This window comes from Neobacillus niacini (assembly GCF_023715415.1).
Taxonomy (GTDB): domain Bacteria; phylum Bacillota; class Bacilli; order Bacillales; family Cytobacillaceae; genus Neobacillus; species Neobacillus niacini_C.
The window spans coordinates 507,761-534,266 of the sequence record NZ_JAMBOB010000002.1; the positions used below are offsets into that span (position 1 = coordinate 507,761).

Genomic DNA, 26,506 nt, shown 5'->3' on the forward strand with positions numbered 1-26,506 from the left:
GCGATTAGCCCAGCTAACCGCGTATTCTTTTATATATTTTCCTGCTTTAAGCTCTCAATGATATTGTCATTTTTTATTTTTGAAATCGAATAGAGCATTGCAGAACCGACAATCAGGAATAACACAACGATGACGAAAAGTATGCTCATCCAGGGCAGCTGAAATCCGTATTCAAAGGTAAAGTTTGTAGAGCGGTGAATAGCTAACATGACGAGTAAGCTGATAGGCAGTCCATAGGTAAGGGCCTTCACTCCATAAAAAATACTTTCATATTGGATCATTTTGTTAAACCCTTTTGGGGTCATACCAACAGAACGCAGCATCGCAAATTCCCGTTTTCTAAGCGAAATGCTAGTGGAAATGGTATTAAAAATATTAGCAATCGAGATAAGCGAAATCAGTGTGATGAAGCCATACGTAAAGACCGACATCAGCATAATCATCTGTTCCTCTTGCTGTCGCTGCTGGTAGACATTGAACACTTGGACGTTTGAATCTTTCCGGTCTTCAATCGCGGTTTGGGTTGCCATCGGATCTGAACTATTGAGATACACATAAGGGAACGCCTCAATGTCCGTCTTCGCTAATAAGGAATACATAGTATCTTGAGGGACAATAAGGTTAACACTCCCTAGGGAAGGGGTAGTCACACCCATGGGCACATGGTGTGTCAGTGCGCCAATTTCAAAGCTGCCGACTACTTCTCGGTCACGCTGCTCATTCTCCATATCTCCTGAAGGCATCATAAATAAATTGATTTTCTTTCCAACCTCTGACTGTATGGATTTTGTTTCAATAACCCTTCCCGTGCCAGCTTCCTCATAGGAAATTTGCTCAATGACAATCGCTTTTGGTGTGTCTGGGTTTGAAAACTCCTTCGCATCCACACCGACTTTGCTGGCATACTCTTCAAAACTTTTTTGATCCAAGCCACTTAGAACTACATAATATGGATACGTATCATCATCGGGGACAGGTTCATTCTCTAATTGCGTTTTCAGCTGTTCTGAAACTTCTTCCCAAGGAATGAGCGCCTCCAAATTCGCTTCCTCAATCATGGTAGATTTGGTCACATAATCAAGCTTTGTGTACTCTGTCAAATCTTCCTTCTTCATTTGGCTGCTGCTAATTTGAATATCATATGTTAGTTCATTTTGCGACATGCTTAGTGATTTTTTTAGATTTTCGGTGAAAAAGGTTACCGATAGGAACAGGACAATGCTAATCACGAGTGAGAATACGGTTGCCAAGTATTTTTTTCGATTCCTCTTGACGTTCTTCAACCCAATTTCTGCTTCTAAACCAAAGACTTTTCGTACAAGCTTTGAAGTTTTCACCGTTTTCCCCGTCAACTTAATATCATGGGTTTGTCGGATTGCATCAATGGCAGAAACCTTTGATGCTCTTTGTGACGGAACAAAGGTAGATATAAAGATTGTTAGAATTGATATTCCGCAGGCAATGAGAATCGATGATGGTGTGACGACCAATTCGAGCTTCTCGGAAATTCCGAGGGCATCTTCTAAAAGACCGTTTATAAACAAAAAAGTAATTCCAATCCCAGCTATACCTGCAAGAATCCCAATCGGAATACTGATGGCACCTATCACGGCTCCTTCGAAAAAGACAGAATTCCGCTTTTGCTTTTTGGTTGCGCCAACGCTTGAAAGCATCCCTAAATGTCTGGTCCGCTCAGATACACTAATAGAGAAGGCGTTATAAATCAAAGCCACGGAGCCGATGATAATGACGCTCATAACGATGGCAGCTAAGGAGTAGAGAGTCTTGTGTAACTGAGCATTATTCGTCAGGCCATAGTAACGAAGCAATTCCCCATTAAAACTTACTCTTTCAATCCCTTCCTCGGCAGCAAGACCTTTTGCATGTTTATAAAGGGAGCGGTCGAGCCTCGTTACCATCACAAAAGCATCGACAGTATTGGTATTGCTGACTGCAGTTTCATCAATAAAGCCAATCGCGGTGTAACCAGGTGACCATGTCGGTTCCCAGGCAGGGCGTGCAATCTTTCCCACAATGGTGAAAGTTTTGGTCTCGTTGGTTCTCAGCTCCTCGATGACACCGTCCTCATCTCGTTGAAGAAAATCTGTCTGTGTTAGCACTTTTTCAGTGACTGGACTCCACCGCTCACCGATATCCACTGTGAGTTGATTGCCAATTTTGAAATCGACTTTTCCGTTTGTAATCATTGCTTCGGAAATTGCGATCTCATTTTCAGTGCGAGGAAGTCTGCCCTCGACCACTTCTATAGGAAAGTTCTTCAAACCAGCATTATTATAATTTTGAAAAAATAAATAAGGTTTATCTTCATTTTCAGATTCTTTTAATTCCGAATAGCCATTGCTTGAAAGAATCATGTTTTTCGTTTCGCTGTCCTGTTCAATGGCATTGATTTGGTCTTTGTTGACATCTTTATACACAACATGCCATTCTCCATTTTTGGCGATATGCTGGCGGATCATTAAGTCCAAAAAGGAATACCCAAGGGTGGTCACCGCAGTGATCATCGCTACCGAAATAATCACTCCAATCATCGTTACAAGGGAGCGGCGTTTGTTTTCTTTCAAATGTCTTATTGTGACTTTTTGGACAATGTTCATGGACGAATCACCTCATCCTTTGCTACCTTTCCATCCTCAATGGAAATAATACGGTCCGCCTGAAGGGCGATACGCTCATCATGGGTAATGACAATTAGTGTCTGATTGTAGGTTTTGTTAAACATCTTGAGCAGTTCCATAATTTCCTTACTATTTTTGCTATCGAGATTACCTGTTGGCTCATCGGCAAGCATGATGGCAGGATTGCTGATTAACGCTCGTCCAATTGAGACGCGTTGCTGCTGGCCGCCTGAAAGCTGGTTGGGCAGGTGGGAAAGCCGTTGGTTTAACCCCAAGATCTCAACCACTTTGTTAAAATGACTGGGATCTACCTTTTGCTCATCCAAAAGCATCGGCAGCGTGATATTTTCCTCCACGGTTAAAATAGGAATCAAATTATAAAATTGATAAATCAAGCCGATTTGCCTGCGTCTAAAAATTGCTAGCTGCGTTTCATTTAAATCATAAATATTTGTTTGATTTATCAGGACCATACCGCTCGTTGGACGGTCAACACCGCCTAGTAAATGAAGGAGCGTGGACTTTCCGGACCCAGACGGACCGATAATACAAACAAATTCTCCTTTTTTCACGGAAAAGGACACATCATCAAGTGCCGTAACCGCTGTTTCACCTTTGCCATATACCTTTGATAGATTCTTTACCTCTACAATATTCATAAGAAAACCTCCATTATTTCAAGTCTTGAGGTTAGTATATCGAGCGAGTATGACTTTAAAGTGACTCTAAAGTGACTATTTATTCACATTGGGCTCGACAAAAAAAGCAGGCAATCTAGATTACCTGCTTGTAAAACTTTATCTGAAAAGTGGTGCCAGCACCAGGTTGACTCTTCACTTCGATATCGCCATGCTGACTCGTGATGATACTATACGCCATCGCAAGACCGATACCGACACTTTCATCGCTTGCATTCTTCCCTTTGTAAAATCGTCTAAATATGTAAGGAAGGTCCTCTTTAGCGATGCCTTTCCCGTTATCAGAAATACAGATTTCTGTGAATAAAGCATTCTCGGAAAAGTGAATGGAGATTTCGCCGCCTTCGGTCGTGTGCTCTATTGCGTTTTTGATGATATTAATGAGAGCTTCTGCAGTCCATTTAAAGTCTCCTAAAAAGGTTGCTTGACTATCCCCATGGATTTTTAGCTGTTGCATTTTTATATCCATAGGAATCAGTAATGGATCTGTTGCTGCCTGAATAAGGGGAGCGACATGGACCATTTCCTTTTTAAACGTAATCGTACCGGCATCGATTTTTGAAAGTTTTAATAGAGAAGAAACCAGCCATTCCATACGTTCGAGCTGCACTTGAAGATTTCGAGTGAATTCAGTACGTTTCTCATTTTCCAAACCTTTGTCACGTAACAGGTCAGTCATGACAATCATCGAGGTAAGGGGGGTTTTTAATTGATGAGAGATGTCAGAAATCGCATTGGTCAATTTTGCTTTATCTTCGTGTAAAACAGTTCCCTGTTCAGAAAGCATTCTTGTAACTTTAAAAATATCACTTTTTAAGAGGCTCAACTCTCCTTCGGAATTATCCCGAACGTCCAAGTGGAAGTTGCCACTGCTAATTTGTTTTAAATAGCTTGATAGTTTTTCAATTTCACGGTAACGCCATTTCGTGAAAATCAACATGCAGCTAATCAGTAAAATGGATACTGCCAGTAATAAACTGGCCGCAGGCATCGATATGAAAAGTGCAGCCGTTAGAAAGCCGATGATACTTATCGAAAGGAGAAGGGTGAGGAGGATTTGAACTTCTCGATTGCGAAGCAACTCAATCACCCACCTTATAGCCCATGCTGCGAACCGTCTTCAATATCGTTGGTTTTTGCGGGTCATCCTCAAGCTTTTCCCGTAAACGTTTAATATAGACGGTTAAGGTGTTATCATTGACAAAATCACCAGCGACATCCCAAATGCGGTCGAGCAGTTGTGCTCTGGTTAGAACTTGTCCTACGTGAGTGGCGAATAGGAGGAAGAGTCGATATTCTAATGCTGTTAACAGGATTTCATGGCCATTTTTGAAAACTTTTCCTTCTAATGTGTTAATTTGAATATTTTCGAAATCAATGGTGTTTTTCGGTTGGGAATTGAGGTTGTAGCGCCGATTGACCGTTTTTATTCTTGAAACCAGCTCACGAATTCGAAAGGGCTTTGTAATATAATCATCCGCCCCCATATCAAGCCCCATTACGACATTCACTTCATCGTCAAAAGCAGTTAAGAAAATGACCGGGATATCACGACGTTGTTTCACATGCTTACACAAGTCATAACCGCTTCCATCCGGTAAGGACAAGTCAAATAAGCATAAGTCGATTTCTTCTATTTTTTCATTCATCACTTCTAAAGCTGAGGCTGCAGTATGACAAAGCACAATATCATAGTTTTCTTGCTTCAAGGAATACTCCAACCCCGAAGCAATCGTTCGATCATCTTCCACCACTAAAATTTTCATTTTTCGTTCATCCTAACATACCATTTTCTTTTATCTTATTGGAACAGTACGCTAGGTGTCCAGAGGGACGGTTCATTGGGTTTGGAAATAAGCGGAGAATTTCCATTTATATTGGGAAATACCCATATTTCCTCAAAACTAGGCGGAGTTTTTCTGCTTATTGTATCCAAATCTTTGGATTTTGTCTTATTTAAAGCAGTTAACCGGAATATCTCCGCTTATATCTGCTTCTTAAATTCCTTTATATACAATAGCCGGAAATTCTCCGCCTATGAATTCTCAACCCTACACGAAAATCAACAATATATAATAACAGAGCCAAACAATAAATAAAAAAACCGTGTGAACAGTCCCTAGGGTGCTATTAAATAGTTTATCCTTAATTAATATTATGTTTAATAAAATTTCCACCTTTAACTTCCGCTACGTCATAAACGGTAACAAAGGCTTTTGAATCAATTTCATTAATTATTTCCTTTAGCTTGGTTTCTTCTAAACGATTAATTACACAAGTAATTTCTTTAAATTTCTCGTGAGAAAATCCCCCGTAAGCTTCTTTATACGTTGCACTGCGACCTAACCGTTCGCGTATTGTCTCGACCATTAATTCAGGATGGGTTGTAATAATTTGAAAGGTTTTAGAACCACTTAAGCCTTCCTCCACAATATGAATAACTTTAGATGCAATATAGTAAGCAATTGCGGAAAGGAAAGCACCTTGTAAACCAAACACCGTTGAAACAAAAATAAACACAAAAATATTTAAAAATAGAATGAGATCGCTCGTTCCAAATGGTAAACTTCGAGAAAGCAGTACCGCAAGCATATCAATTCCATCCAAAGCACCACCATTACGCAGTGCTAATCCCATTCCAAGGCCAAGAATAATTCCTCCAACCACAGTAACCAACAAAGTATCTCCCTCTATAATAGCTGGGATGTGGTGCATATTAACGGTACCAATGGCAAGTGAAGCTATTCCGATAATAGAAAGTACAGCAAAGCTCTTACCAATTTGCTTATATCCTAACCAGATAAATGGGATGTTAAGAGCTGCAATAAGAACTCCTAATGGTAAACCAAAAAGTTGTGAACCAACAATGCTAATGCCCGTCACTCCTCCATCAGATACACGGTTTGGTATTAATACTGTTTCTAAACCATATGCGGCAATAACACCTCCAATAATTACCATTAAACCCTGTAATACATATTTAAACGTTAATCGCTTATGTTTTTCACTTGTATTCATATGTTCCCTCGCTTAAGTTATTTTGTTATATAAAGGCTTTGTCAAATAAACATTTGTTGATTCCATTAAAAAAAGAGCCTTGATAGGCTCTATAAATATAATCCTTGTACAAATATATTTCCTCGAGCACTTTTACTGTTCATTCCGGAACATTCATTTATACTATTTCCCTTTCATTATTATTATATTAATAATTTTTGTGAGTAATAAGTTTCATTTTTGGTCTTGTTGAAAGAACGAAGTAGGTTCAATAAAAGCATTTGCATTATGCTATAATTCAGAGGAAATAGAATACTTTTTAAGGAATGGAAACAAACACATGAAAAAGAAATTACTACTAATGGGAATTGTTTTTTTATTAATGGCTCTTTTATTTGTTGGAATGTTTAAAGTATCGAAATTAAGAACCTTTCAATTATTTGGAGGGCTAACATACCAAGTTAATACGGATGACAAGGTCATTGCATTAACATTTGATGACGGTCCCACTAAGAATGTTGATCAAATTCTGCCTTTATTGAATAAATACAAGGCAAAAGCTACTTTTTTCCTTATCGGAAATGATATTGAAAAATACCCTGAAGAAGCAAAGAAATTGGTAGAAGCAGGGCATCAAATTGGAAATCACACCTATTCACATGAAAGAATGGTATTAAAATCACCTTCTTTTATTAAAGAGGAAATTGAGAAAACAGATAGGTTAATTAGAAAATATGGATATAAAAGTGAAATTGACTTTCGACCTCCCTATGGAAAAAAACTTGTGGGACTGCCTTATTATTTATATAAGAACAAGCGAGAAACGATTATGTGGTCACTAGAGCCGGATACATATTACACAAGTGCTGATGAAAAAGTAAATGATGTTGTAGAAAACATTAAACCAGGATCGATCATTTTATTGCACCCAATGTACGATCAAACCGGTAAGGAAATCCAAGTAATTGAAGATATTTTACGAGAACTTACAAAGGAAGGGTATAAATTTGTGACCGTGGATGAACTTCAGGAATTATAATAAAGCAATAAAAAGGGATCAAACTTTCATAAAGTGAGTAGTAAGTACTAATTTAAGTGCGAAAGAAAATGGCTTAGTCCAAATACTGAGCCATTTACTTTTGTTTATTAAAGTCCGCAAGCTTCTCAAGAACTTGACTTAAACTTCCTATCACTTTTGTACATTAAGTGTTATTTCGTTTTAATAACATTTTTTTACTTATTACAGTGGTCAACAGAACAATACCTAGGATTCCAATAACTAGAAAACTAAACTGAGTTTCGGTTAACGCCAATGACTGTGCAAAATTTACTGAATAGGCTAAAGAAAATGAAGTGATTAGTTTAGCAATACAAGCTATTATTAGAAATCTCCTAAAGCTGACTCCGCTTAATCCTGCCCCAATACAAATGATTTCATCAGGTAAAATAGGTATCATGAATAAAATGAATAAAATACTAATCTCGTTTCTCGAAACATATCGTTCATACTGCTTCAAATGATGGTCCTTTACCCATTTTCTAATGATCGTTTGTCCACCAAATTTTGCGATGAAATAGGCAAAAATTATTCCTGAAAGTGTACCAACAAAACCAATACATGCTGCAGGAAAAGAACCGAGAACAGCACTGCCAGCTCCGACTGTTGCTGCCTCTGGAAAGGGTAATAATATAGGTTGTAGAAAACAGATTGTAAAGTAAATAAAAGCAACGACAAGCTGATTTTCGTGTAATAAAATCTCCATTTAAGTTCACCTCTTTATTATATTGCTATATTCGATTATAAGAGGTGAATATTAGGATTTTGGTATATACTTCCTTAAGATTTCCTTAAATTTTGGGTGTCCAGATGGACGGTTCTCATGGTCATATTTGTGGAACAGGACCACGAGAACCTTGCCCAAGGTTCACCATAGTTCAGAGGTCAATCAAATTCTACTCTTGTTATTTCACCTGATTCAGCATCAACTCGAACATTTACTTCTCCGCGATTTGACTCGATCTCAAATTTGTATTCAAGTCGTCCATGTTCCATTTCCCTTTCGACTTCTGTAATGGTTCCATTTACTTTAGACAGAGCTATCTTAGCAGCCTCATTGACCGTTAACCTTGCAGCTGACTGACTGGTAGAAGGAGGATTGGAATCATCTGTCTCTACCTTATAAAATGTTTTGCCATGCTCCGTCTCCAATTCTATCTCTTGCCCAGGGGTAATTTCAGGCAGGGTTGGTGCACCAACGCGAATAGCGGTATTTTTGTCCTCAAGATGAACCGAATCCTCTGGCTGAGTTCCACTTTTTGAAGCCCCCACAGCAGCTGCACCACCAAAAATTAATAATGCTGATAACCCACCAATTATGATTTTCTTTTTCATTTTTATTTCCTCCATTTCATAATTTTTTTCTACACTTTCACTATATCCACCGAAAATGAGAATAAAGAGATAGAAACATTAGAAATAAATGAGAGGTTTTTATTATTAGTAATTTTCGCTAAAAGTGGTTCCTGAAAAATAACAAGGTGACAATGGAAGAAGTGGCAATTGCAAATCATGCTGTCTATATTCATATCATTGTTCGAATACCCTTAATATGGAATATAATGTATATGATGTAGATGATTAGAGGTGAGGAATTTGAATAATACGTGGAATAAATTTATCTATAAAGTTGGTTCACCGCTGTATGATTATTTTTTTAACTCGGGTATGTTCTTAACTGCAAGAAAACATATTTTCCGAGATATTCCATTTAATAAGAAACACAAAATTTTATTTGTTGGTGTAGGAACGGGCGCTGATTTGGAATTGATTGACCATACTGGCCTAAATATTACGGCGATTGATTATTCAAAGGATATGCTCAGGAAAGCAAGGGCGAAGTTTCGAAGTTCCACTATTACATTTTTAGAAATGGACGCTCAAAAGCTGGCATTTGAAGATGAGTCGTTCGACTACGTAGTGGCAAGCCTGATCCTTTCGGTAGTGCCTGATGAAAATGAATGTTTTAAAGAGATGGTACGAGTTCTACATAGAGATGGAAAAATCATCATTTTTGATAAATTTGTCCCTGACCATAGTAAACAATCATTAGCGAAAAAGTTTTTAAGACCCATTATTTCTGTGTTAGGGACGGATATTGGCAGGAGTTTTGAAGAAATTGTTCGTCACACTTCTGAAAAGATAAAGGTAGAGGAAGATATCCCGATTATGCTTAATGGGATGTACAGGAAAATCAAGATTGGAAAAAGTAATTAGATGTTAGTCGATTTCTGAGCTATTACAAATAGAAGTGTCATAGAAAAAACTCATGACCAAGATTGTTTGAGAAAAATCATTTTTTAATTTTCTTGAATCTTTTTCTGATTAATAACCGTATGATAATTTGTTGTATTGCTCCTATTTACCTTTTATTTTGGCTCAACATTGACAAATGAAGGAAGTGTAGTAATTGAAGAAAGTGCTTTTTGTGGTTTTAATCACAGTATTTTTGATGATTTCTCCAGGATGTTCTAATTCTCCACAGACAGCTACTAGTTCGCCGAACACCAATATAGAGGAGGTAACTTCTGATGCATCAAAAGAATCCCCAGCGAAACAAACAAGCGATACCCCTTCGAAAAATGATTCAATAAAGCTGGTTGATAAGGAGGGAAAAGAGCTACTAGCCCCGTATTCTAATGAACAAATTGAATACGCTCGAATTTGGCTGCAGCGAGGACCCAATCAAGAGATTGACGAATTAAATGTGCTACATATTCCAGCAGGCACACCGATCAATCCCGATGATGAAACCAGCGCCCGGTATCCAGAGAATGTCATTCAGTTAGCAGGTTCCCGCTTGGTAGATGGATCTGTAACGTATAGTAGTAATGGGGATGGCACTATAAATGTATACAATGTTCCTTTACGCTGGGATGGCAATTATCCTGCTGGTGAAGACTTCTACACAGAGATTATCGAAAATACTGAGCTCGTGTCCGTACAAGAAGGTAACAATGAAAAAATCATAGAATTAATCAAATTGTTAATTGTTCATTCCTAAGGTAGTTGGTATGTTGCATCAAATGTGAAATAAAAGGAATTTATTAAAGTGGAAATGAATGATTTTAAAGTGGTTCCTGAGGATTAATAGTTTGAAACCAAGGCGTTGATCCAAAGTGGATTAACGCTCTTTCTTGTAGAATCTTTACTCCAGGTTGTCGGCCTCCTTTTCACCTCTAACGTAAGAAGTCAAACTTTTTCCTAGACAAATGCCTTCAAAGATTAAGAATCGTTCTTTTTACTTCTGAATGAGAGAATGGCTATTTTTAATGAAGCATAGGAACCAATAGCAGCATTTCCATAAAACCAACCCATAAACAAACCAGCTATGAGGTTATGCCGATGACTTATAAAAACGGAGATACTTACTCCTATGAGTAAGGCAACAGTTGGAATGAATTTTTTTTGTAATTTCAGAAACCATTTTAGTAGTTGGGTAAGGACCATTACGACGGGAACGGCGATTACAGCGTCCCAAAAATTAGTATGTATTGTAGGGAAATCCATTTTTTCAACACCTTTAATATAAAGTAAGGTTAATTCGTCTACTATTTGTACATCTCATTTTCTAAAATAACTACATTTTCATTAAAAGTGGTACGACCAACTTGTTTGGTATTTTCAACTAACCGAAATATATTACCACAGCATTGTTTAGCACCAATCACTAATAAGGGTACACCTATAAAGTCCAATCCCAATCCTCTTGAGAAAAAACCACCAAATGACATAGCTATTGGGACAGTAGGGGATGTATTGGAGAAAACGATTTTTTCTTCAAAATGATATTTTCCTTCTAGAAGTAAAGTTAATTCTTTTAAGGCAGGTACTACAAATTTGTTTCTTTTCCGTCCGATGGAATAAACTGAGTTTCCTTCTTCATCGGTTCCGTGAAAAAGTATTTTACCAAAATCCGATTTCGTTAATTTATTAAAATAATTTACATTTAATATTTCTTCCGTGGTTAGTTTTCGTTCTGATTGAGGAAGTTGTTTTAAATGATAGGCAGCAGCCAAGGCCGTGGAATGTGTCCCTGCATAATCATTATAAATATAAATCATAGTAATCATCCTTTATTGTCATTGTCCCTATTAATATGGACATTTATTCAATTTTAGATTCTAACGCAACTTGCGAAGTTGAATTCTTAATTAGTGGCTGTTCAAAAGGAAATGACCGACTTCTAATTAGTGTAAAAAAAGATAAATGTAAACACAGTTGAAGTTGACGGTTAGAAACGGGGGGCGTTTATCCAAGAAGGATTAACGCTTTTTTTTGTAGAATTTTAATGAATTATAGGTCAGGATACTTTGAAAAGAATATAGGGTTTTCATATAACTATCTTAGCAAGGGGGAAATAAAATTGAGTAAAAAAGGGAAGTTACTATTCAGATTTTCAATTGGTTTGAATCTATTACTCGTCGCAATTGTTGCTTGGGGAGTAATAAAGATGAATTTCGTAAACCAGCAAGTTCTGTTACAGAGGCACAAAATAATTTAGTAGAATTGGAGGGTTTAATTGCTTACCAGAGTGATAACAATTGGACTGAACTTAACTTGGTTACAACAGAATTAGGAGATGTGTTAAACGGAATTTGGCTTGGTATGACCACTGGAAAGCAGCTAGGAACTCTATCTAAAAGAGACAAGGAAATTCTAGAAAATTTGTATTCCAAATTAGATCAAGATCAATATCCTAATGATGAATTATATAGCTTTGCCGATTTAACCGAATCGGATAAAAAGAATTTGGAGGATCTACGGAAAACACTTCGTGAAGTTGGATTAGGAGTAAATATTACTATAAGTGTTAACATGGATTCCTTTATGGATCAAGCAGAGGCATTAAATGAAAGGATTGAATCTCCATTAAATTAACAATTCTTGATATGATGTATTCCGATATATTCCGTATAGAAAAGATCGAGTGAATAATAAATTTTAACGATAAAATTTATGTGTAAGGAGGGAAATGAATGTTACAGGAATTCAATCAATTAATGGATTACATCGAAACACATTTGACGGAAGAAATCTCTGGGAAAGATATATCAACAATTGTAGGACTATCCGATTACCATTTTAGAAGAATGTTTTCATATATGGCGGGTATGTCATTGAATGAGTATATCAAAAATAGAAGACTATCTGTAGCAAACGTTGAATTAATAAATGGAGCCAAAGTGACAGATCTTGCCTATAAATATGGTTATCAATCAATTGAAGGATTTTCAAGGGCATTTCGTGAATGGAGTGGTTTTCTCCCTTCAGAAGTAACGAAAAACAAGATTCAGAAGTCATTTCCCAAATTCACATTCTATATAGATATAAGAGGAGGAACATCAATGGAATTCAAAATTGAAAAGAAAGCGAAGTTTACTATCGTAGGTGTATCGAAAAGAGTACCAATTCAATTCGAAGGTGTAAATAATGCCATCTTAGAACTAGCCCAGTCCATTACACAACAACAAAGAGATGAGATGCATCAACTAGCTGATTTGTATCCGCATCAAGTCTTGAATGTATCTTATGATTTTGATGAAGGTTTCTTAGAAGAAAAAGGCTTCTTAACACATATGATTGGTTTTGCAACAACAAAGGAAAATCCCTTCGATGATTTAGAGCAAATTACGATTGAAGAAAGTTTATGGGCCATTTTCCCGAATCAAGGTCCATTTCCAGCAACATTTCAGGAAACGACTGCAAAAATTTATTCTGAATGGCTGCCTTCCTCAGATTACGAAGTGATTGATATACCGGGAATTTCCTTCACACAGCACAATAGTCCATCGGAAAATAAATATAGTGAAATTTGGTTGCCAGTAAAGAAAAAGGTTAGCAATAAAATTGGATGATAGTTGATTTAGAGAAGTGTTAGTACATTAAATTTCTAAATTTCAAAAGGAAAAGAGAATCATGGATTTTAAGATTTTGCAAAGAGCCCATTGTAAGGGCTCTTTTACAGTGCTGGTTCATCAAGTTGTACAAGTTGCGGATCAACCTCCTGTAGTTCTTCCTCGTCCTGTAGTAGTTCCTGCTCAAGCTGTGGTGGGGGTGGAGATTAATAAAAGATCCTTTTAGGATTTTTTAGATTGTTTTTGTAATATCTTCTTAGAACAAAAGGAGCGGATTTTTTAATCCACTTACCAATTATTGTCTTTTGTATGGTATAATAAAATTACCATTAATTGAATTTTAGAATAACTTTATGGAGGAGGGATTTTATGTCAAGCATCGCTTACTTATTTTGGGGAACTTTAGTAGCAATTGTACTGTTGGGTGTAGTAATTGATAAACTGTTTCCAAACAAAGTGAAGTTTAAAGATTCAGGACACATCAAATCCACGAATCAACAATTAAGCGAAAATGCTTCTTTGAACAATAAGAGTACAAATGAAATAACTGGATCTTTTTTACCCTGATTGATCGAGTGGTAAAATTCTTGAACTACCATATTATGCAGTTGTATAAGGGTTGAGGTTATTACATTTTTTAAATTGTTATTAAAATAATCTTGTCTTTTACAATGGGGCGGGAGTTACAAAAGGAGTTGCTGCGCAGCTCCTTTCTATATAGAGGGAGTTTAGTTTAAGAACTAGGTTGAATAATTTTCATACTTGTTGTCGCATTTGACGATTACTGTGACATAAATAAAAGCTAGAAATAATTTTATCCTAGCTCAAAAAAATATTAATTCATCTTAGAATTGTATTTTTTACTTCGTGCTAATTTGTTGCACAGGTAAAACAAGAATACGTATACAGGGAATGAATATATTGAGTTCCAATGTAAAGGCTCATATACTTTAAAAAACAGTGCTAATGGTTCTCCTATTAATGTAACCAATAATGCATAAATGATTGCCTTTTTAATTGGTGACCATTTAGGCTTCATCTCAATTAAAAACATTGCAGAAACGGGTAATAGGGTAAGATCCCAAGGGGTGTCGCCGGGTATAAATGGAAATACGTCGTAGGGATATATCCAAAGTCCTAGTTGCACTCCAATGGAGTCCATTAATAAAGCTATTAATGCCATAAATAAACCTGCACGAAATATGTCACCAGTATAGTTTTTATTATGGAATTTCCACCACATATACCAAGGAATTAGCCCCAGAAAAATTCCTACCCACCATCTAGGTGAAAGAAAAACGAAATCATACCATTTTTCTTTAAGTAAATCATTGGCTTCTTGATATTTTATGTATGCTTTTAACATTTCAGCAGTTACTTTTTGAGGATCCAATAACATCACTCACTCTAATTAGATTTCACTAATATATTTTGGATATATCAAAAATATATTCATACGATTAATGAACAATTCATCTATTGTGAAGAATTGCACTTAAGCTTAAACGGTGATTTAGTTAAACAAGTAAACTGTTGCATTTCAGTAATATTTAGCTATTAGAGTTTCTATTAGCACTTTTATTACTACTTAAAGTTATAGAGAAAATAAAGAAATCCAGTTTCATTCACTGGATTTTGTTCTAGATATGAATAAATGGTATGGATAAATAACAAGAGCAAAACAAATCGAAACGAAAAAAACGTGTTTCGATTTAAAATTAACTAATTTATAGATCTTTAATTTTTGCATTAACCAGTTAATCGGATAAGCAAGAAATAAATCCATAAGCGTATTTGTCAAAAGATATATCCAGAATTTCCCGAAAGTTAAACGAAAAATCCAAATGGTGCCAATAAAGAATGGTCCTAATATGAAGCATAAATCATTAAAAACTTTATTTAGTAATCCTCCTTTCACTGTCCACCATTTAAAAGGAACAGATAACATACAATTAATAGAGACAAGCAAGGACGCAAAGATTGCAACAGGTGTATACTTTTTAAACACAGTTTTTGGAATAAAGAAAACAGTTAACCACGGTATTAATAAAAGACCAATTCTAATTATAGCCACAAACATTTTAATACTCCTTAGCTGTTTTCCTTTATATTGCTTATAACAGGAAAAAATATACTTTTGTTCTTTGTATAAAAATTTAGGCAGGTCGAAAAATTTTGTGCAAGTGAACGGAGAATGGTCCTTGTTCAAATAACGGGTACTTTAATAAAAAATTTAGGGGCATTTTTGGAGCTTTATTTCATTTTTCATTATTTCGCATTTGAGTGCTTTAATTGCAAGTGAGGTATTATTAATTTAATAGTTTAAAATAGAAAGGGAGTGTTTTTTGTGATTAATTATAATGAGAAGACTTTTGTTTCAACTGAAAATAGTTCAAACGGTGAAGTTTCTGATAAAACCTACTTTAAATATAAACAAGAAGGAAATATACTTTCAGCAACATATAGTGGAGGCGAAATCGTAAAAGGAACACTAATTGGAATTGTTAAAGAAAATGGGAGTTTAGAATTTAGGTATAATCATGTAAATAGAAAAAATGAAATTCGAGGCGGAAAATGTTCTTCTTCTCCTGAAATATTAAGCGATGGTCGAATTAGGCTATATGAAAAGTGGCAATGGCTTGATGTTGAGAGAACTGAAGGAAATTCAATTATTGAGGAAGTTTTACTATAAACCGTTAATACATATTAAATATCTTCTTCCACAAAAGTGCAGGATGTTTTAGTACAATGTTTCACAAAGAAAAGCCGAGCTTCCTAACCAAGGATCTCGGCTTTTCTTTGTTTAAAACTTTGGGAGTTCGGGTCTTTTCCTGAAACTCTTTTTTGGAGAAGGCATTTAGTGAATAGGATACAACATTTCTTATCAACTTAAGAAAGAATAAAAGTAGAAGAAGGTGTATTATGGCGAAAAATGGTTATCTGACATTCACCATCATTTCTGTAAGCATAGCATTATTATTAATCTCATCCTGTAGTCAATTACAAAAAAAAGAGGAATCCATTAAGGCTAAAACTCCTCGTGAAGTTTTAGGTTTTTACACAGAGCAGGAGGGAACGTATCCAGGGTCGCAACCTACAGTGGACTCGCAATTCGACAATTTGAGCAGTATTGCACCCTTTTGGTATAAGCTTGATGATAAGCAACCAGGCAGTCTTATTTCTTCCGTTACAGCAGACCATAAAAGGAAAGTGATTCAGAGTGCTCATGAAAAACACTTAAAGGTATATATGCTTGTACATAATCTATTTTATGAAACTGTGGAGAAGGGCAAGCAAGTAGCGAGTAATGTCCTCACTAACGATGCAAACCGCAATGTTTTCATTCAGAACTTACGCAATGAAATAAATCAGTTTGAATATGACGGTATAAATATTGACATGGAAAATTTGTATTTGACTGACCGAGATTCCTTTAGTCTGCTGATAAAAAATTTGTCTGATGTACTAAATTGTGATGGCAAAATAGTTACGGTTTCAGTCCCGGCAAACACAGGTGATTCCCGTGCTAATCCCTGGTCACCATGGTTTGATTATGAGAAGCTTGGTCAATATTCAGATCGGTTAGTGATTATGACATATGATGAACACAACCCAAGAACAGCACCTGGGTCAACAGCATCAGTCAATTGGACAGAAGCAACGATTCGTTATGCTTTGAAACAGGGAGTACCATCATCAAAAATTTTACTCGGTATCGCTGGTTACGGATGGGACTGGGATACAACAACAAACAAAGCCTCGTATAGCTCCTATGCACAGTTAATGGATCAGAAAACGAACTATAAAGCGAAGGATATATGGGACTCCAGTTCGCAAACGCCTCATTTCAATTACATAGATAATGAACAACATAGCCACCAGGCATGGTTTGAGAATAGCCATAGTCTGCGGTTTAAGCTAGATCTTGTAGAAAAATTTAACTTAGGAGGAATCGGGATTTGGCGGCTAGGCTTAGAAGATCCTATGTACTGGAAGACTATACCTGAGAAAATTAAGGTTAAAAAGTGATGAAGTAATCCTCTAAATTCGTAAGAAAATTTAAGAAAGACATTGCTAAGGATTAGGAAGAATAATACAAATTTATTTACTAAATTGATTTTATGTATTATTCTTTATATATACCTAGATAATCTATATATATAAAATTACTATGTATTATAAGATTAATGTTTTTGAAAAATGGATTTATAATTAAAAGTTGAATGGAGTGCGCTTAATGGGATTTTATTATTTGTTCATCCTCTTTTTAGGTGTTGTTCTGCTGGGTGGAGGAACCATTAAATGGGTTGTTTCTCGGTCTGTAAAAAAGGTTTTATATCTGTTTGTTTTTGGAATAGTATTGATTGCTACCTCGTTATTCCTTTTAACTCCTAGTAGTTCCGAAATTATTTATCATCTTATTCATTAATTAATTTTTAAAAAATCGTTGAATTTCATTTGAACAAATGTTTGTGAAAAAATACTTACCGGGCCTTTTAATTGTATAAGATTACGCAAAAAAGTCGTTTTCCTTTGTTGAGGAAATCGACTTTTTTAGATTGAGGTTTGCTTTATTATAAAATTTTCTCGCTTCACCAATGAAATTGCCTAAAGGTTTGTTGGGTTCAAATCCCGTGTCTCCTAAAAACCGAATGTTTTTAAAAATGAAATAGAATTTTCCTTTTTGTGATAACGTTGCAGTGTTGCTCAAGAAGGTAATACTCATAAATAGGACGAATTATATATGTAGAGCTCTATTTAAAGAGATATCAACACAAATATGTTACCTTGATAGGAATTAATCAGCATCCAAAAAATCAAATGAGGTGAAGGATTGTCACACGTAAGAATACGATGTACAGGACTAATAGTCGAAAATAATTCTGTACTTTTAGTTGAGTATGATGATAATGGGATTCATTATAATTTACCTGGAGGCGGACTTGAGCCAGGTGAAACTATTTTAGAGGGTGTTGCTAGAGAGGTGTTGGAAGAAACTACAGCACAAGTTGATGTTGGTCCGTTAGCATTAATTTATGAGTTGACCCCGCATAAACAGTCTGGAGATTATAACGTCAATGAGAAGCATGGATTGCACCTCATTTTTGAATGTACAGTAAAGAATAATTCAATACCACAATTACCTCAAAATCCAGACCCTCATCAATCGGGCGTTAAATGGGTCCCTCTAAAAGAACTAGACTCTATATTGCTGATACCGAATATTAATAAGCAAATAAAAGAATATATTCAGAACCAAAGGAATATCGAATTAATTGAGGATTATAGGCTAGACAGACTCCGATTAGAATAGAAGTAATTCATACATAAGACAGTAATTGAAATTTTCCTAGATCAATAAGAGGGTTGCTACGGCGTTCCTCCTTTATTGAACTAACGAAGCAGGTTAGTTTAAGTGCAATCCTTCACAAGATTTCCACATATGAAAAATCGACTTTTTTCTATATATTAATTTCATATTATAATTTCTTATACCATTCATCATCGACAGGTTCTAACCAATCCGTTTCTCCCGGTGTAATTGCTAAGTGTACAAACCAATTGTCTTTTGTCGCACCATGCCAATGTTTTACAAGCGGTGGAATATTCACCACATCCCCGTTTTGAGTAATTGGGCTGGTTTTCCTTCTTCTTGATACCAACTCTCACCACCTGTAACTAACAAAACTTGCCCAATTTTATGAGAGTGCCAGTTATTGTGAGCTCCTGGAGCAAAGGTTACATTCTCGAATGATGCATTGAGTGGCGTTGGATCGGTAAACACCATTTGTAAGTATGCATCACCGATATGGGGGTATCTGCAGGTATGGTAATAGGTGTACCAATCACTACCTTTATTGCTAATGCAACTTCAGTTGAAAATGCGTTGATATTCTTTGCTGTCATGAATGCTATAGCATTCATTGGTATATTACTATTTGTACCATCTATGCCTGTTAAGGAGAGAAATTCTTACGGAGCACAATTAAGCGTATTAAAAAAACCAATTTTATGGCTATCCATTTTTGCTGTGATCTTTATAAATGCGGCAATATTTGGTGTTTACACTTACCTAGCTGAGTATCTTAAAATCATAACTAAAATATCAGGGGAAACTATCAGTTTAATGTTAGTTATATTTGGAGTGGCTAGTTTAATAGGAAACCTCGTGGGAGGAACGATCCTTACTAAAAATGCCATCAAATCTGTAGTGTCTTATCCATTCGCATTAGGAGCTGTTTATATCTTAGTATTCCTAATGGGGACGCTTACTGCACCTATGTTTATCATTATTTTGCTATGGGGAATCTTATTTGCTGTTGGTAATAATATTAGTCAATATTGGATTGCGTCTGCAGTTCCAGAAGCTCCTGAATTTGCAAATGGCTTGTTTCTAGCATTTGGTAGCTTAGGAATAACCATTGGTTCGGCAGTAGGCGGAATGTTTCTATCGGGCATGGGAATCCAAAGCGTATTATTAGCAGGGACCCTATTCTTGATATTAAGTATAGTATTTATTTTACTGAGAAACACCATGTATAGTTCCAAAAAACAACTTTCTCAACATTCTATGAAAGTTGCCAATAATTCTTAATTTATATCCTTGTCCTTTTTCCTTGAGAGGATTGGCAGTTGAAAATGTAAATACCCTAGCCAAGGTTGTTAGGAGAAGAGAAATGGAGGATTTTAAATGTCACAGGATAATAAAAAAGTTGCTTTTGTCACCGGCGGGAATCGAGGAATTGGATATGAGCTGGTTAAACAATTGGCTACGAAAGGGTTTAGGGTTATTTTGGCAAGTCGTGACCCAAAGAGGGGTCATGAATCTGCCCAAAAACTTAAGGAGTCAGATCTGGATGTTTCGTTTGTGGTGATGGATGTCGAAAATCAAGAAAGCATCCGTCAAGCTGCGATTATAGTAAATGAAAGGTATGGAAGATTAGACGTATTGATTAATAATGCTGGCGTGTATCTGGATGAGTATGAAAAGTTATTGACTATGGACACTTCCATACTTGAGAAAACGATGAGAACTAATTTCTTCGGCGTTTACCATGTCATCCATTCCTTTATTCCGCTCATGAAAAAGCAAGGCTATGGGAGAATTATTAATGTTTCTTCAGAACTTGGGGCGATGAGAGAAATGTCCGTTCAAGGAACAGGTGCCTATAAGTTGTCTAAGCTTGCCTTGAATGGATTGACACAATTGGTAGCTGCAGAAATCAAAGGAGACATCAAAATAAACGCAGTCTGTCCGGGATGGGTAAGTTCAGATATGGGTGGACCATCTGCTCCAAGAACTCCAAAGAAAGCCGCAGAGTCTATCCTCTGGTTAGCGACTATTGGACCTGAAGGACCTGATGGGGGGTTCTTCAGAGATGGAAAACCAATTGGTTGGTAACATAAAAGTATGAATAAATTGATTTAATGTATAAGTGTGGTTCGTTAGAACCATCTTAGGTCCAAATTTGGTAGTTTTAAAGTTTAATAACAAAAGATAGGAGGATTACAATATGCAAAAAGTAATTTTGAACAATGGTGTGGAGATGCCTATTCTAGGATTTGGTGTTTATCTGATTGAAGATGCAAATGAATGTGAACAAAGTGTTTATGATGCTCTTATGGCAGGCTATCGTCTGATTGATACCGCTGCTGCATATCTAAATGAAGAAGCGGTTGGCAGAGCAATCAAACGGAGTGGCGTGCCAAGAGAGGAAATATTCATTACAACGAAACTTTGGATTCAGGATGCCGGTTATGAGAATACAAAAAAAGCATTTGTAAAATCACTTGAAAAATTGCAAGTGGATTATTTGGATTTGTATTTAATTCATCAGCCTTTTGGCGATATATATGGTTCTTGGCGTGCTATGGAAGAATTGTATCGTGAGGGAAAGATCAGGGCGATCGGAGTGAGCAACTTCAAGATGGACCGTCTGGTAGATTTAATGGATCATAATGAAGTGGTTCCTGCCGTGAACCAGATTGAAACGCATCCTTTCACCCAGCAAATTGAAAGTGCTAAATTTATGAAAGAGAACAATGTTCAGATAGAGTCTTGGGGTCCTTTTGCTCAAGGAAAAAACAACATTTTCCAGAATGAAGTTTTAGTATCAGTAGCAGAAAAATATAATAAATCCGTTAGTCAGGTGGTTTTACGTTGGTTAACACAAAGAGAAGTCGTTGTGATTCCAAAGACTGTTCGTAAAGAAAGAATCATCGAAAACTTCAAAAACTTTGACTTTGAATTAAGCCAAGAGGATATGGAGACGATTGCTACTTTAGATACGAAAAAGAACCTTATCTTTGATCATAACGATCCTGAAAGCGTTAGAATGATCGGTAACCGTATTTATGATATTTAATGCTCTAATACAACACAATGAAATGAAGTATGGAAAACCATTTCACAAGTGATTGTTTACTTTAAAAGTAAGCGAACAATCGATATAAATACAATGACAAATTTTTACAAGGTATGAATGGTAGCAAGTAGGATAAGGAGAAACTGCAATGACTGAAAAAAATGTAGGAAAGGATAATACTCTGATTGAATCAATCAATGACTCTATTACCGAATCTATTCAAGAAGCAAACGAATCTGCTGTAGTTGTCGGTGCGTCGCTTTCAGGACTAATGGCAGGGATTGCTCTTGCGCGAGCTGGATTAAATGTAACAGTTTTAGAGAGAGCTGGAGCTAAACCACGTAGTGGCGCTGTTCTTCAAGTTGACAGTGGAGATATTGATCGAACTATAACAGCGAAAGTCTTAAGAAAACTTGCTTCTGGTGGAATTAAGTCTGTTGAGGCTTGGTCATCTGTACAGTCTCGATTGCGCGCAGAAGCCGAAGCTGATCCTAGAATAGATTTACGTTATGATACTCGCGTTCAAACTGTTAATCAGGACGACGACTCTGCTTGGATTGTGACGGATAAGGGAGAGACATTCCGCGGAGATATTTTGATTGGTGCTGATGGTCACCGCAGCACGGTGCGAAGTCATGTTGCACCACATAAACCGGACGCAACTTTCGCGGGATACTTGATATGGGTAGCTATTGTAGATGAGAATGATATCCCTGAAGAACATCGACCTAGCCGTAATGCCCCGATGACTACTATGCCAGAAGGTATTGGTGACTTTTTACTCGGTTCTATTGTTGCTGGAACAGACGGTTCTCGCGCTCTAGGACATAGAAGACTAGGATGGGCTTGGTACGATAACACTCGAAATGATTTGTTACGTCGTCTTGGATGTGTGGAAGGAAACGTTGTGCGACATTCGCTTAATGCTCCTGACATTCCAGAACAGACACTGATTGAGCTAGCTGAACAAGCTTCTGTTAGATGGCCTCAACCATGGTTAGACGCGACTCTTAATAGCATTCAAACACGTAACCTTATAGGAACACCGATTGCCGAATACGTTCCTGATAATCTTGTGAAAGGACGTATAGCAATCGTTGGAGATGCTGCACATGTACCCACACCACTAACTGCATCGGGATTTAATGCTTCATTACAAGATGCTGCTACCTTTGCCGACTGCGTTGCAAAGGGAATTAAAAGATCCGCAGCAGCTGAAGCTCTTTTGGAATATGAGTCTCTCCGTTTAAAAAATGCACGTCAGATTGTGCAATCTGGACAATCTTTCAGTCGCTCTTTTGGACGATAAATGCGGAAATTAGAATAGAGGTAGAGTGAGACTTTGTTAAAAAGGAAACAAGAGAAAATACCTAATGAATAATAGGTATATGTTTAGTAATAGAAGTAGATCGTGAAGTATTTTACTTAAACTAAAGGGTGCGATTCTTCCATAATGAGGTTCGCTTTTTCCTTATTGAAGTAACGAAGCAGGTTAGTCCAAGAAGATGGTGCAAAACTCTCTTCTTTTATTAATGTTTCAAACTATTAAAAGTCGAAAAAAATTTTTACTAAGGTGTTCAATTTTTTGAGTAGGAACATTTGAAATAATTCCTTAAGTAAGCATTTATTGATGGACGACACAAAACCCCTTGTGAGCCAAGGGGTTAATTGTAGTTGGTTTTCGATAGGAATGGTTATGTTAACTTCACATGTATAACATAAACATCATGAAAAAAGAGAGGGCGCAAAATAGAACCCTCTAGCCTAATACCGTAAAAATCGCCAATCCGAAAGGAGTAATTAAATCTCCTGCACCAAACTCACCCACATGTTCAGGATCTGTAGGATTGGAAATATCATAAATTTCTACCGTGTTATCGCCAACATTTACTACATACAAAGTGGTATCTGTAGTAGCCAATCCGAAAGGACCATCTAAATTTCCTCCATTAAATTGTCCTATACGTACAGGAGTGATAGGCATGGAAATATCATAAATTTCTACCGTGTTATCGTCTTGATTCGCTACATAAAGAGTAGTACCTGTAATTGCTAATCCTTCAGGTCTACTTAAATCTCCCGCACCAAACTGTCCGACATGTAAAGGAACTGTAGGATTGGAAATATCATAAATTTCTATCGCGTCATCTGCAAGATCTCCTGCATAAAGAGTGGTACCTGTAATTGCTAATGAAGCAGTAACACTTAATTCTCCTACGCCAAACTCACCCACACGTACAGGATCTGTAGGATTGGAAATATCAAAAATTTCTGCCAAGCCTGCAAAATATGCTACATAAAGGGTGGTACCTGTAATCGCCAATGCAATAGGAACAGCGAAATCTCCATTAAATTCTCCGACACGTACAGGATCTGTAGGATTGGAAATATCATAAATTTCTACTGTGTCATCGGCAAAATTTGCTACATAAAGAGTGGTACCTGTAATAGCTAATCCGGTAGGGTTTCTTAAATTTCCTCCATTAAATTCTCCGACACGTACAGGATCTGTAGGATTTATAATGTTATAAATTTCTACCGTGTCATCGTCTTGATTAGATACATAAAGAAATCTAGCTATCACAACAGGAGGTGGAGGAAGAGTTGCGATTAAATCCAGAACGTTTTCAAACTTGAACTCCAGTAGCATTTCTTTTTTGATCACGTCACGAAGGGTTCTTTGAACACTGGCATTGACATCAAGAAGATCACCTAATGATACCTCAGCGGGAGATAGCGTAACACCTGTATCACCTAGTGTTCCAAGAACAAATTGTAGCTTCTCTGCCTCAGCGTTCATAATATGAGCAAGAGCCAACTCCTCAAGAGCAATGGAAGACAAAAGCAATGGAACCGTCTGCTCGGTAGTAACTGAAATAAATGGAGTTATATTAGGGATATTTGGAAAAGACAAATGTTCTCACCTCTTTCATTTTAAGTTGATAAATCTATATATTATATGGTTAATGAAATGAATTGGACAGGCAGTTTTCTCAAGTTAAATGTAATTTTTTCTATCATTATTTAATTCCTTAAAATGCTCATTCAATTGGCAAGAAATAGGAAGGATTGTAAAAGAATATTTTAACTATTGGGTTCGATACTTAAAAAAGTATCGCCTTTTATTGTTTGAATATGTGGTAGATTGTGAAGAATTGTACTTAAAGTAACGGGTGCTTATGCTCAATAATGATCGCTTCGGCGATCTTTTTCTTTGCTTTAGTAAAGGAGCAGTTTAAGGCAGCCTCAGGAATAAACTTGTGTTCGTTTTGAAATTTAATCTAATTTCAGTATAAAGAACGCTAACCGAAATAATTAACGTTCTTTACGTGATGGAAGGGAAAACGCAGGCAGGTCGGTCCAGTGTTTTAATATAGAGTTGGTGTCGGAGGAGAACAATGGAAGTTAACAATATCTCTTACAGCAACCGAATATTGATTCCATCTTCCGCCAAAAAACCTATAGCCATAAACCCTTGATTCCCCTACAGTCGTTAAAAAAAACCAGAAATTGTCTCCGTTTCTAAGCCACAGATACGTGAAACGATAAATACAATTTTGAAGACCCCAGGTATTCTGTGCATAGAGTGGCATTTGTCGTATATTTTCCATATCTCAAAGTTCACTCCTTATTGATATTAGACTAATAACCAGTTTATGATCAGGGTCAAAGCTGGATTGGATGAATGCCTAGTAGCCCGCCTAACTTCAAATAAGAATGAAGCAGCTTATATGAATGGATTGGGCAACTATTTTTATTGAGAACGTTATCTCTAAACCAAAGGAAATTATGATCAGTTTATAAGCCATAGAGTTGTTCAATTAACGGGGGCACTAGTAAAAGGCAGCGGATTATCTGTTGCCTTTTACCATCCATATCTAAAAGTATTTTCTGTAAAATTCCCTTATAAGACTTCCGCTTAACTGAGCATAAATTCTTGTCGTCTCGCTCTTTTCGTGCCCAAGTAAACTTTGAATAACATCAATAGGAGCACCGTTATTCAAAAGGTGCGTGGCATAGCTGTGGCGTAGTTGATGAGGATGAATTTCTTTATTGATTCCTGCCCGACTTGATATTCGTACATCCAAAATTTCAAAAGCAAGGCATAGCGAGACAGATTATGGAGTATTTGCTCGATAAACTAAGTAATATATCGTGCGTTCATTTAATTTCTACCTCTGGAAATGAGGACTTTTATTAGAAACTTGGATTAAAGAGAATTAAAACAGGAATGGCAAGGTACTTAAACCCTAATCTAGCCAGTGAGTATTTAGAATAACCATCCTCTTGTTGTACTACCGGGGCAGTTTAGTTGCAGAAGGAATGTCACTGCCTTTCCAAGACACACTAATACGGTTTACAAAAAACGCCCAGAATTAGCTTCTGAGCGTCTGATTTGTTATCCTAAATAATTTGCTATTAAAAATTGATGTAATTTAAAATAATATAACATCCAGTGAATATTGTCCTGCACCTGTTAGTGCTACACCAATTGCAACGACTAAAATAGCAAGGCAGTATTCATATCCACCTTTTGTAAGCCAGTATCCATTTGGTCCATGAACTTTTAAAATTGCTACAACCATGCTTCCAGCAATTACAATGCCTGCAAGTGGTGTTAATAATCCAAAAGTAAACAAAGCACCACCTATAAATTCGGATAACCCAGCGAGAAAAGCCATTGTAACACCTGGTTTTATTCCTAATTTCTCAAAATGCTCTCCAAATACTTTTATTCCTCCACCATCAAATGAACCGAATAACTTTTGGGCTCCATGAGCCATAAAGGATAATCCAATTACTAAACATATTAACAATAAACCTAATCCTAATAACACCTTTTGTTCCTCGCCCTTAATTATCTTTATTTAATTTGTTCGTTGTTGAGTTA

The 26,506-nt window shown here is 36.5% G+C and carries 30 protein-coding genes and 1 pseudogene; 15 read left to right on the plus strand and 16 right to left on the minus strand.

Annotation, left to right across the window (positions count from 1 at the left end; genetic code table 11):
* Positions 1-29: 29 nt before the first annotated feature.
* The 5 genes from M3189_RS05855 to M3189_RS05875 form a co-directional block, all read right to left on the minus strand.
* Positions 30-2,618 (minus strand): FtsX-like permease family protein, encoded by a 2,589-nt coding sequence (locus tag M3189_RS05855; protein WP_251632835.1) that lies wholly within the window; start codon positions 2,616-2,618, stop codon positions 30-32.
* Positions 2,615-3,298 carry an ABC transporter ATP-binding protein gene (locus M3189_RS05860; protein ID WP_251632836.1) on the minus strand — a complete coding sequence of 228 codons (684 nt, stop codon included), beginning with the start codon at positions 3,296-3,298 and terminating at the stop codon, positions 2,615-2,617. Before M3189_RS05860 ends, M3189_RS05855 begins: the two co-directional genes overlap by 4 nt.
* 115 nt (positions 3,299-3,413) lie before the next feature.
* Positions 3,414-4,418, minus strand: a complete 1,005-nt coding sequence (locus M3189_RS05865; protein WP_251632837.1) for a sensor histidine kinase — start codon at positions 4,416-4,418, stop codon at positions 3,414-3,416.
* A 1-nt stretch (position 4,419) separates the two neighbouring features.
* Positions 4,420-5,103, minus strand: a complete 684-nt coding sequence (locus M3189_RS05870; protein ID WP_251632838.1) for a response regulator transcription factor — start codon at positions 5,101-5,103, stop codon at positions 4,420-4,422.
* A gap of 379 nt (positions 5,104-5,482) precedes the next feature.
* Positions 5,483-6,355: a YitT family protein gene (locus tag M3189_RS05875; protein WP_251632839.1), complete on the minus strand. Its 873-nt coding sequence runs from the start codon at positions 6,353-6,355 to the stop codon at positions 5,483-5,485.
* A gap of 319 nt (positions 6,356-6,674) precedes the next feature.
* Here M3189_RS05875 and M3189_RS05880 point away from each other — a divergent pair, with 319 nt between their 5' ends.
* A complete protein-coding gene (locus tag M3189_RS05880; RefSeq protein WP_251632840.1) occupies positions 6,675-7,373 on the plus strand; it encodes a polysaccharide deacetylase family protein in 699 nt (232 codons plus the stop codon).
* A 163-nt stretch (positions 7,374-7,536) separates the two neighbouring features.
* Here M3189_RS05880 and M3189_RS05885 read toward each other — a convergent pair whose 3' ends face one another.
* Positions 7,537-8,097, minus strand: coding sequence for a TVP38/TMEM64 family protein (locus M3189_RS05885; protein WP_251632841.1), 561 nt, complete (start codon positions 8,095-8,097; stop codon positions 7,537-7,539).
* 179 nt (positions 8,098-8,276) lie between these two features.
* Positions 8,277-8,726, minus strand: coding sequence for a PepSY domain-containing protein (locus M3189_RS05890; protein ID WP_251632842.1), 450 nt, complete (start codon positions 8,724-8,726; stop codon positions 8,277-8,279).
* Positions 8,727-8,987: 261 nt separating this feature from the next.
* Between M3189_RS05890 and M3189_RS05895 the strand changes: the two genes are divergently transcribed.
* A complete protein-coding gene (locus M3189_RS05895; RefSeq protein ID WP_251632843.1) occupies positions 8,988-9,608 on the plus strand; it encodes a class I SAM-dependent methyltransferase in 621 nt (206 codons plus the stop codon).
* Between the two features lie 193 nt (positions 9,609-9,801).
* Positions 9,802-10,395 carry a hypothetical protein gene (locus tag M3189_RS05900; protein ID WP_251632844.1) on the plus strand — a complete coding sequence of 198 codons (594 nt, stop codon included), beginning with the start codon at positions 9,802-9,804 and terminating at the stop codon, positions 10,393-10,395.
* Positions 10,396-10,616: 221 nt separating this feature from the next.
* On the opposite strand, the gene M3189_RS05905 is transcribed toward M3189_RS05900, so the two are convergent.
* Together M3189_RS05905 and M3189_RS05910 are read right to left on the minus strand one after the other, a co-directional pair.
* Positions 10,617-10,901 carry a hypothetical protein gene (locus tag M3189_RS05905; protein ID WP_251632845.1) on the minus strand — a complete coding sequence of 95 codons (285 nt, stop codon included), beginning with the start codon at positions 10,899-10,901 and terminating at the stop codon, positions 10,617-10,619.
* A gap of 41 nt (positions 10,902-10,942) precedes the next feature.
* Positions 10,943-11,455 carry a DUF3189 family protein gene (locus tag M3189_RS05910; RefSeq protein WP_251632846.1) on the minus strand — a complete coding sequence of 171 codons (513 nt, stop codon included), beginning with the start codon at positions 11,453-11,455 and terminating at the stop codon, positions 10,943-10,945.
* A 373-nt stretch (positions 11,456-11,828) separates the two neighbouring features.
* On the opposite strand from M3189_RS05910, the gene M3189_RS05915 reads away from it, so the two are divergent.
* The 3 genes from M3189_RS05915 to M3189_RS05925 all read left to right on the plus strand — a co-directional run bounded on the left by M3189_RS05915 (position 11,829) and on the right by M3189_RS05925 (position 13,816).
* On the plus strand, positions 11,829-12,272 hold the full coding sequence (locus M3189_RS05915) for a hypothetical protein (protein ID WP_251632847.1): 444 nt from the start codon (positions 11,829-11,831) through the stop codon (positions 12,270-12,272).
* A gap of 98 nt (positions 12,273-12,370) precedes the next feature.
* On the plus strand, positions 12,371-13,249 hold the full coding sequence (locus tag M3189_RS05920; protein ID WP_251632848.1) for an AraC family transcriptional regulator: 879 nt from the start codon (positions 12,371-12,373) through the stop codon (positions 13,247-13,249).
* A gap of 369 nt (positions 13,250-13,618) precedes the next feature.
* Entirely contained in the window at positions 13,619-13,816 is a 198-nt protein-coding gene (locus M3189_RS05925; RefSeq protein ID WP_251632849.1) for a hypothetical protein, read from the plus strand.
* A 268-nt stretch (positions 13,817-14,084) separates the two neighbouring features.
* On the opposite strand, the gene M3189_RS05930 is transcribed toward M3189_RS05925, so the two are convergent.
* Together M3189_RS05930 and M3189_RS05935 are read right to left on the minus strand one after the other, a co-directional pair.
* On the minus strand, positions 14,085-14,642 hold the full coding sequence (locus tag M3189_RS05930; protein ID WP_251632850.1) for a CBO0543 family protein: 558 nt from the start codon (positions 14,640-14,642) through the stop codon (positions 14,085-14,087).
* Between the two features lie 228 nt (positions 14,643-14,870).
* The gene (locus M3189_RS05935; protein ID WP_251632851.1) at positions 14,871-15,329 is read right to left on the minus strand and encodes a hypothetical protein; all 459 of its coding nucleotides are present in this window, start codon (positions 15,327-15,329) and stop codon (positions 14,871-14,873) included.
* A gap of 267 nt (positions 15,330-15,596) precedes the next feature.
* Here M3189_RS05935 and M3189_RS05940 point away from each other — a divergent pair, with 267 nt between their 5' ends.
* From M3189_RS05940 to M3189_RS05955, 4 genes are all read left to right on the plus strand, one after another.
* Complete coding sequence (locus M3189_RS05940) at positions 15,597-15,941, plus strand: n-acetylglutamate synthase (protein WP_251632852.1); 345 nt, start codon at positions 15,597-15,599, stop codon at positions 15,939-15,941.
* A gap of 230 nt (positions 15,942-16,171) precedes the next feature.
* Positions 16,172-17,278: a glycosyl hydrolase family 18 protein gene (locus tag M3189_RS05945; protein ID WP_251632853.1), complete on the plus strand. Its 1,107-nt coding sequence runs from the start codon at positions 16,172-16,174 to the stop codon at positions 17,276-17,278.
* Positions 17,279-17,486: 208 nt separating this feature from the next.
* On the plus strand, positions 17,487-17,678 hold the full coding sequence (locus M3189_RS05950) for a hypothetical protein (protein ID WP_251632854.1): 192 nt from the start codon (positions 17,487-17,489) through the stop codon (positions 17,676-17,678).
* A 405-nt stretch (positions 17,679-18,083) separates the two neighbouring features.
* On the plus strand, positions 18,084-18,563 hold the full coding sequence (locus M3189_RS05955) for an NUDIX domain-containing protein (RefSeq protein WP_251632855.1): 480 nt from the start codon (positions 18,084-18,086) through the stop codon (positions 18,561-18,563).
* 166 nt (positions 18,564-18,729) lie between these two features.
* Here the strand turns inward: M3189_RS05955 and M3189_RS05960 are convergent.
* A pseudogene (locus M3189_RS05960) lies at positions 18,730-19,058 on the minus strand (cupin domain-containing protein); the annotation flags it as partial.
* Between M3189_RS05960 and M3189_RS05965 the strand changes: the two are divergent.
* The 4 genes from M3189_RS05965 to M3189_RS05980 all read left to right on the plus strand — a co-directional run bounded on the left by M3189_RS05965 (position 19,059) and on the right by M3189_RS05980 (position 22,924).
* The gene (locus M3189_RS05965) at positions 19,059-19,844 is read left to right on the plus strand and encodes an MFS transporter (protein ID WP_251632856.1); all 786 of its coding nucleotides are present in this window, start codon (positions 19,059-19,061) and stop codon (positions 19,842-19,844) included.
* Positions 19,845-19,940: 96 nt separating this feature from the next.
* Positions 19,941-20,651 carry an SDR family oxidoreductase gene (locus M3189_RS05970; protein ID WP_251632857.1) on the plus strand — a complete coding sequence of 237 codons (711 nt, stop codon included), beginning with the start codon at positions 19,941-19,943 and terminating at the stop codon, positions 20,649-20,651.
* Between the two features lie 112 nt (positions 20,652-20,763).
* Positions 20,764-21,615, plus strand: coding sequence for an aldo/keto reductase (locus M3189_RS05975; RefSeq protein ID WP_251632858.1), 852 nt, complete (start codon positions 20,764-20,766; stop codon positions 21,613-21,615).
* 148 nt (positions 21,616-21,763) lie between these two features.
* A complete protein-coding gene (locus tag M3189_RS05980) occupies positions 21,764-22,924 on the plus strand; it encodes an FAD-dependent monooxygenase (protein WP_251632859.1) in 1,161 nt (386 codons plus the stop codon).
* 450 nt (positions 22,925-23,374) lie between these two features.
* Here M3189_RS05980 and M3189_RS05985 read toward each other — a convergent pair whose 3' ends face one another.
* The 3 genes from M3189_RS05985 to M3189_RS06000 form a co-directional block, all read right to left on the minus strand.
* Entirely contained in the window at positions 23,375-24,463 is a 1,089-nt protein-coding gene (locus M3189_RS05985) for an LVIVD repeat-containing protein (protein ID WP_353057393.1), read from the minus strand.
* A 520-nt stretch (positions 24,464-24,983) separates the two neighbouring features.
* Positions 24,984-25,226, minus strand: a complete 243-nt coding sequence (locus M3189_RS05995) for a hypothetical protein (protein WP_251632860.1) — start codon at positions 25,224-25,226, stop codon at positions 24,984-24,986.
* 267 nt (positions 25,227-25,493) lie between these two features.
* Positions 25,494-25,703: a tyrosine-type recombinase/integrase gene (locus M3189_RS06000; RefSeq protein WP_251632861.1), complete on the minus strand. Its 210-nt coding sequence runs from the start codon at positions 25,701-25,703 to the stop codon at positions 25,494-25,496.
* A gap of 32 nt (positions 25,704-25,735) precedes the next feature.
* Here M3189_RS06000 and M3189_RS27290 point away from each other — a divergent pair, with 32 nt between their 5' ends.
* Entirely contained in the window at positions 25,736-25,816 is an 81-nt protein-coding gene (locus M3189_RS27290; RefSeq protein ID WP_435368063.1) for a hypothetical protein, read from the plus strand.
* Between the two features lie 235 nt (positions 25,817-26,051).
* Here the strand turns inward: M3189_RS27290 and M3189_RS06010 are convergent, their stop codons facing one another.
* Positions 26,052-26,453 (minus strand): DoxX family protein, encoded by a 402-nt coding sequence (locus M3189_RS06010; RefSeq protein WP_353057394.1) that lies wholly within the window; start codon positions 26,451-26,453, stop codon positions 26,052-26,054.
* Between the last annotated feature and the right edge of the window lie 53 nt (positions 26,454-26,506).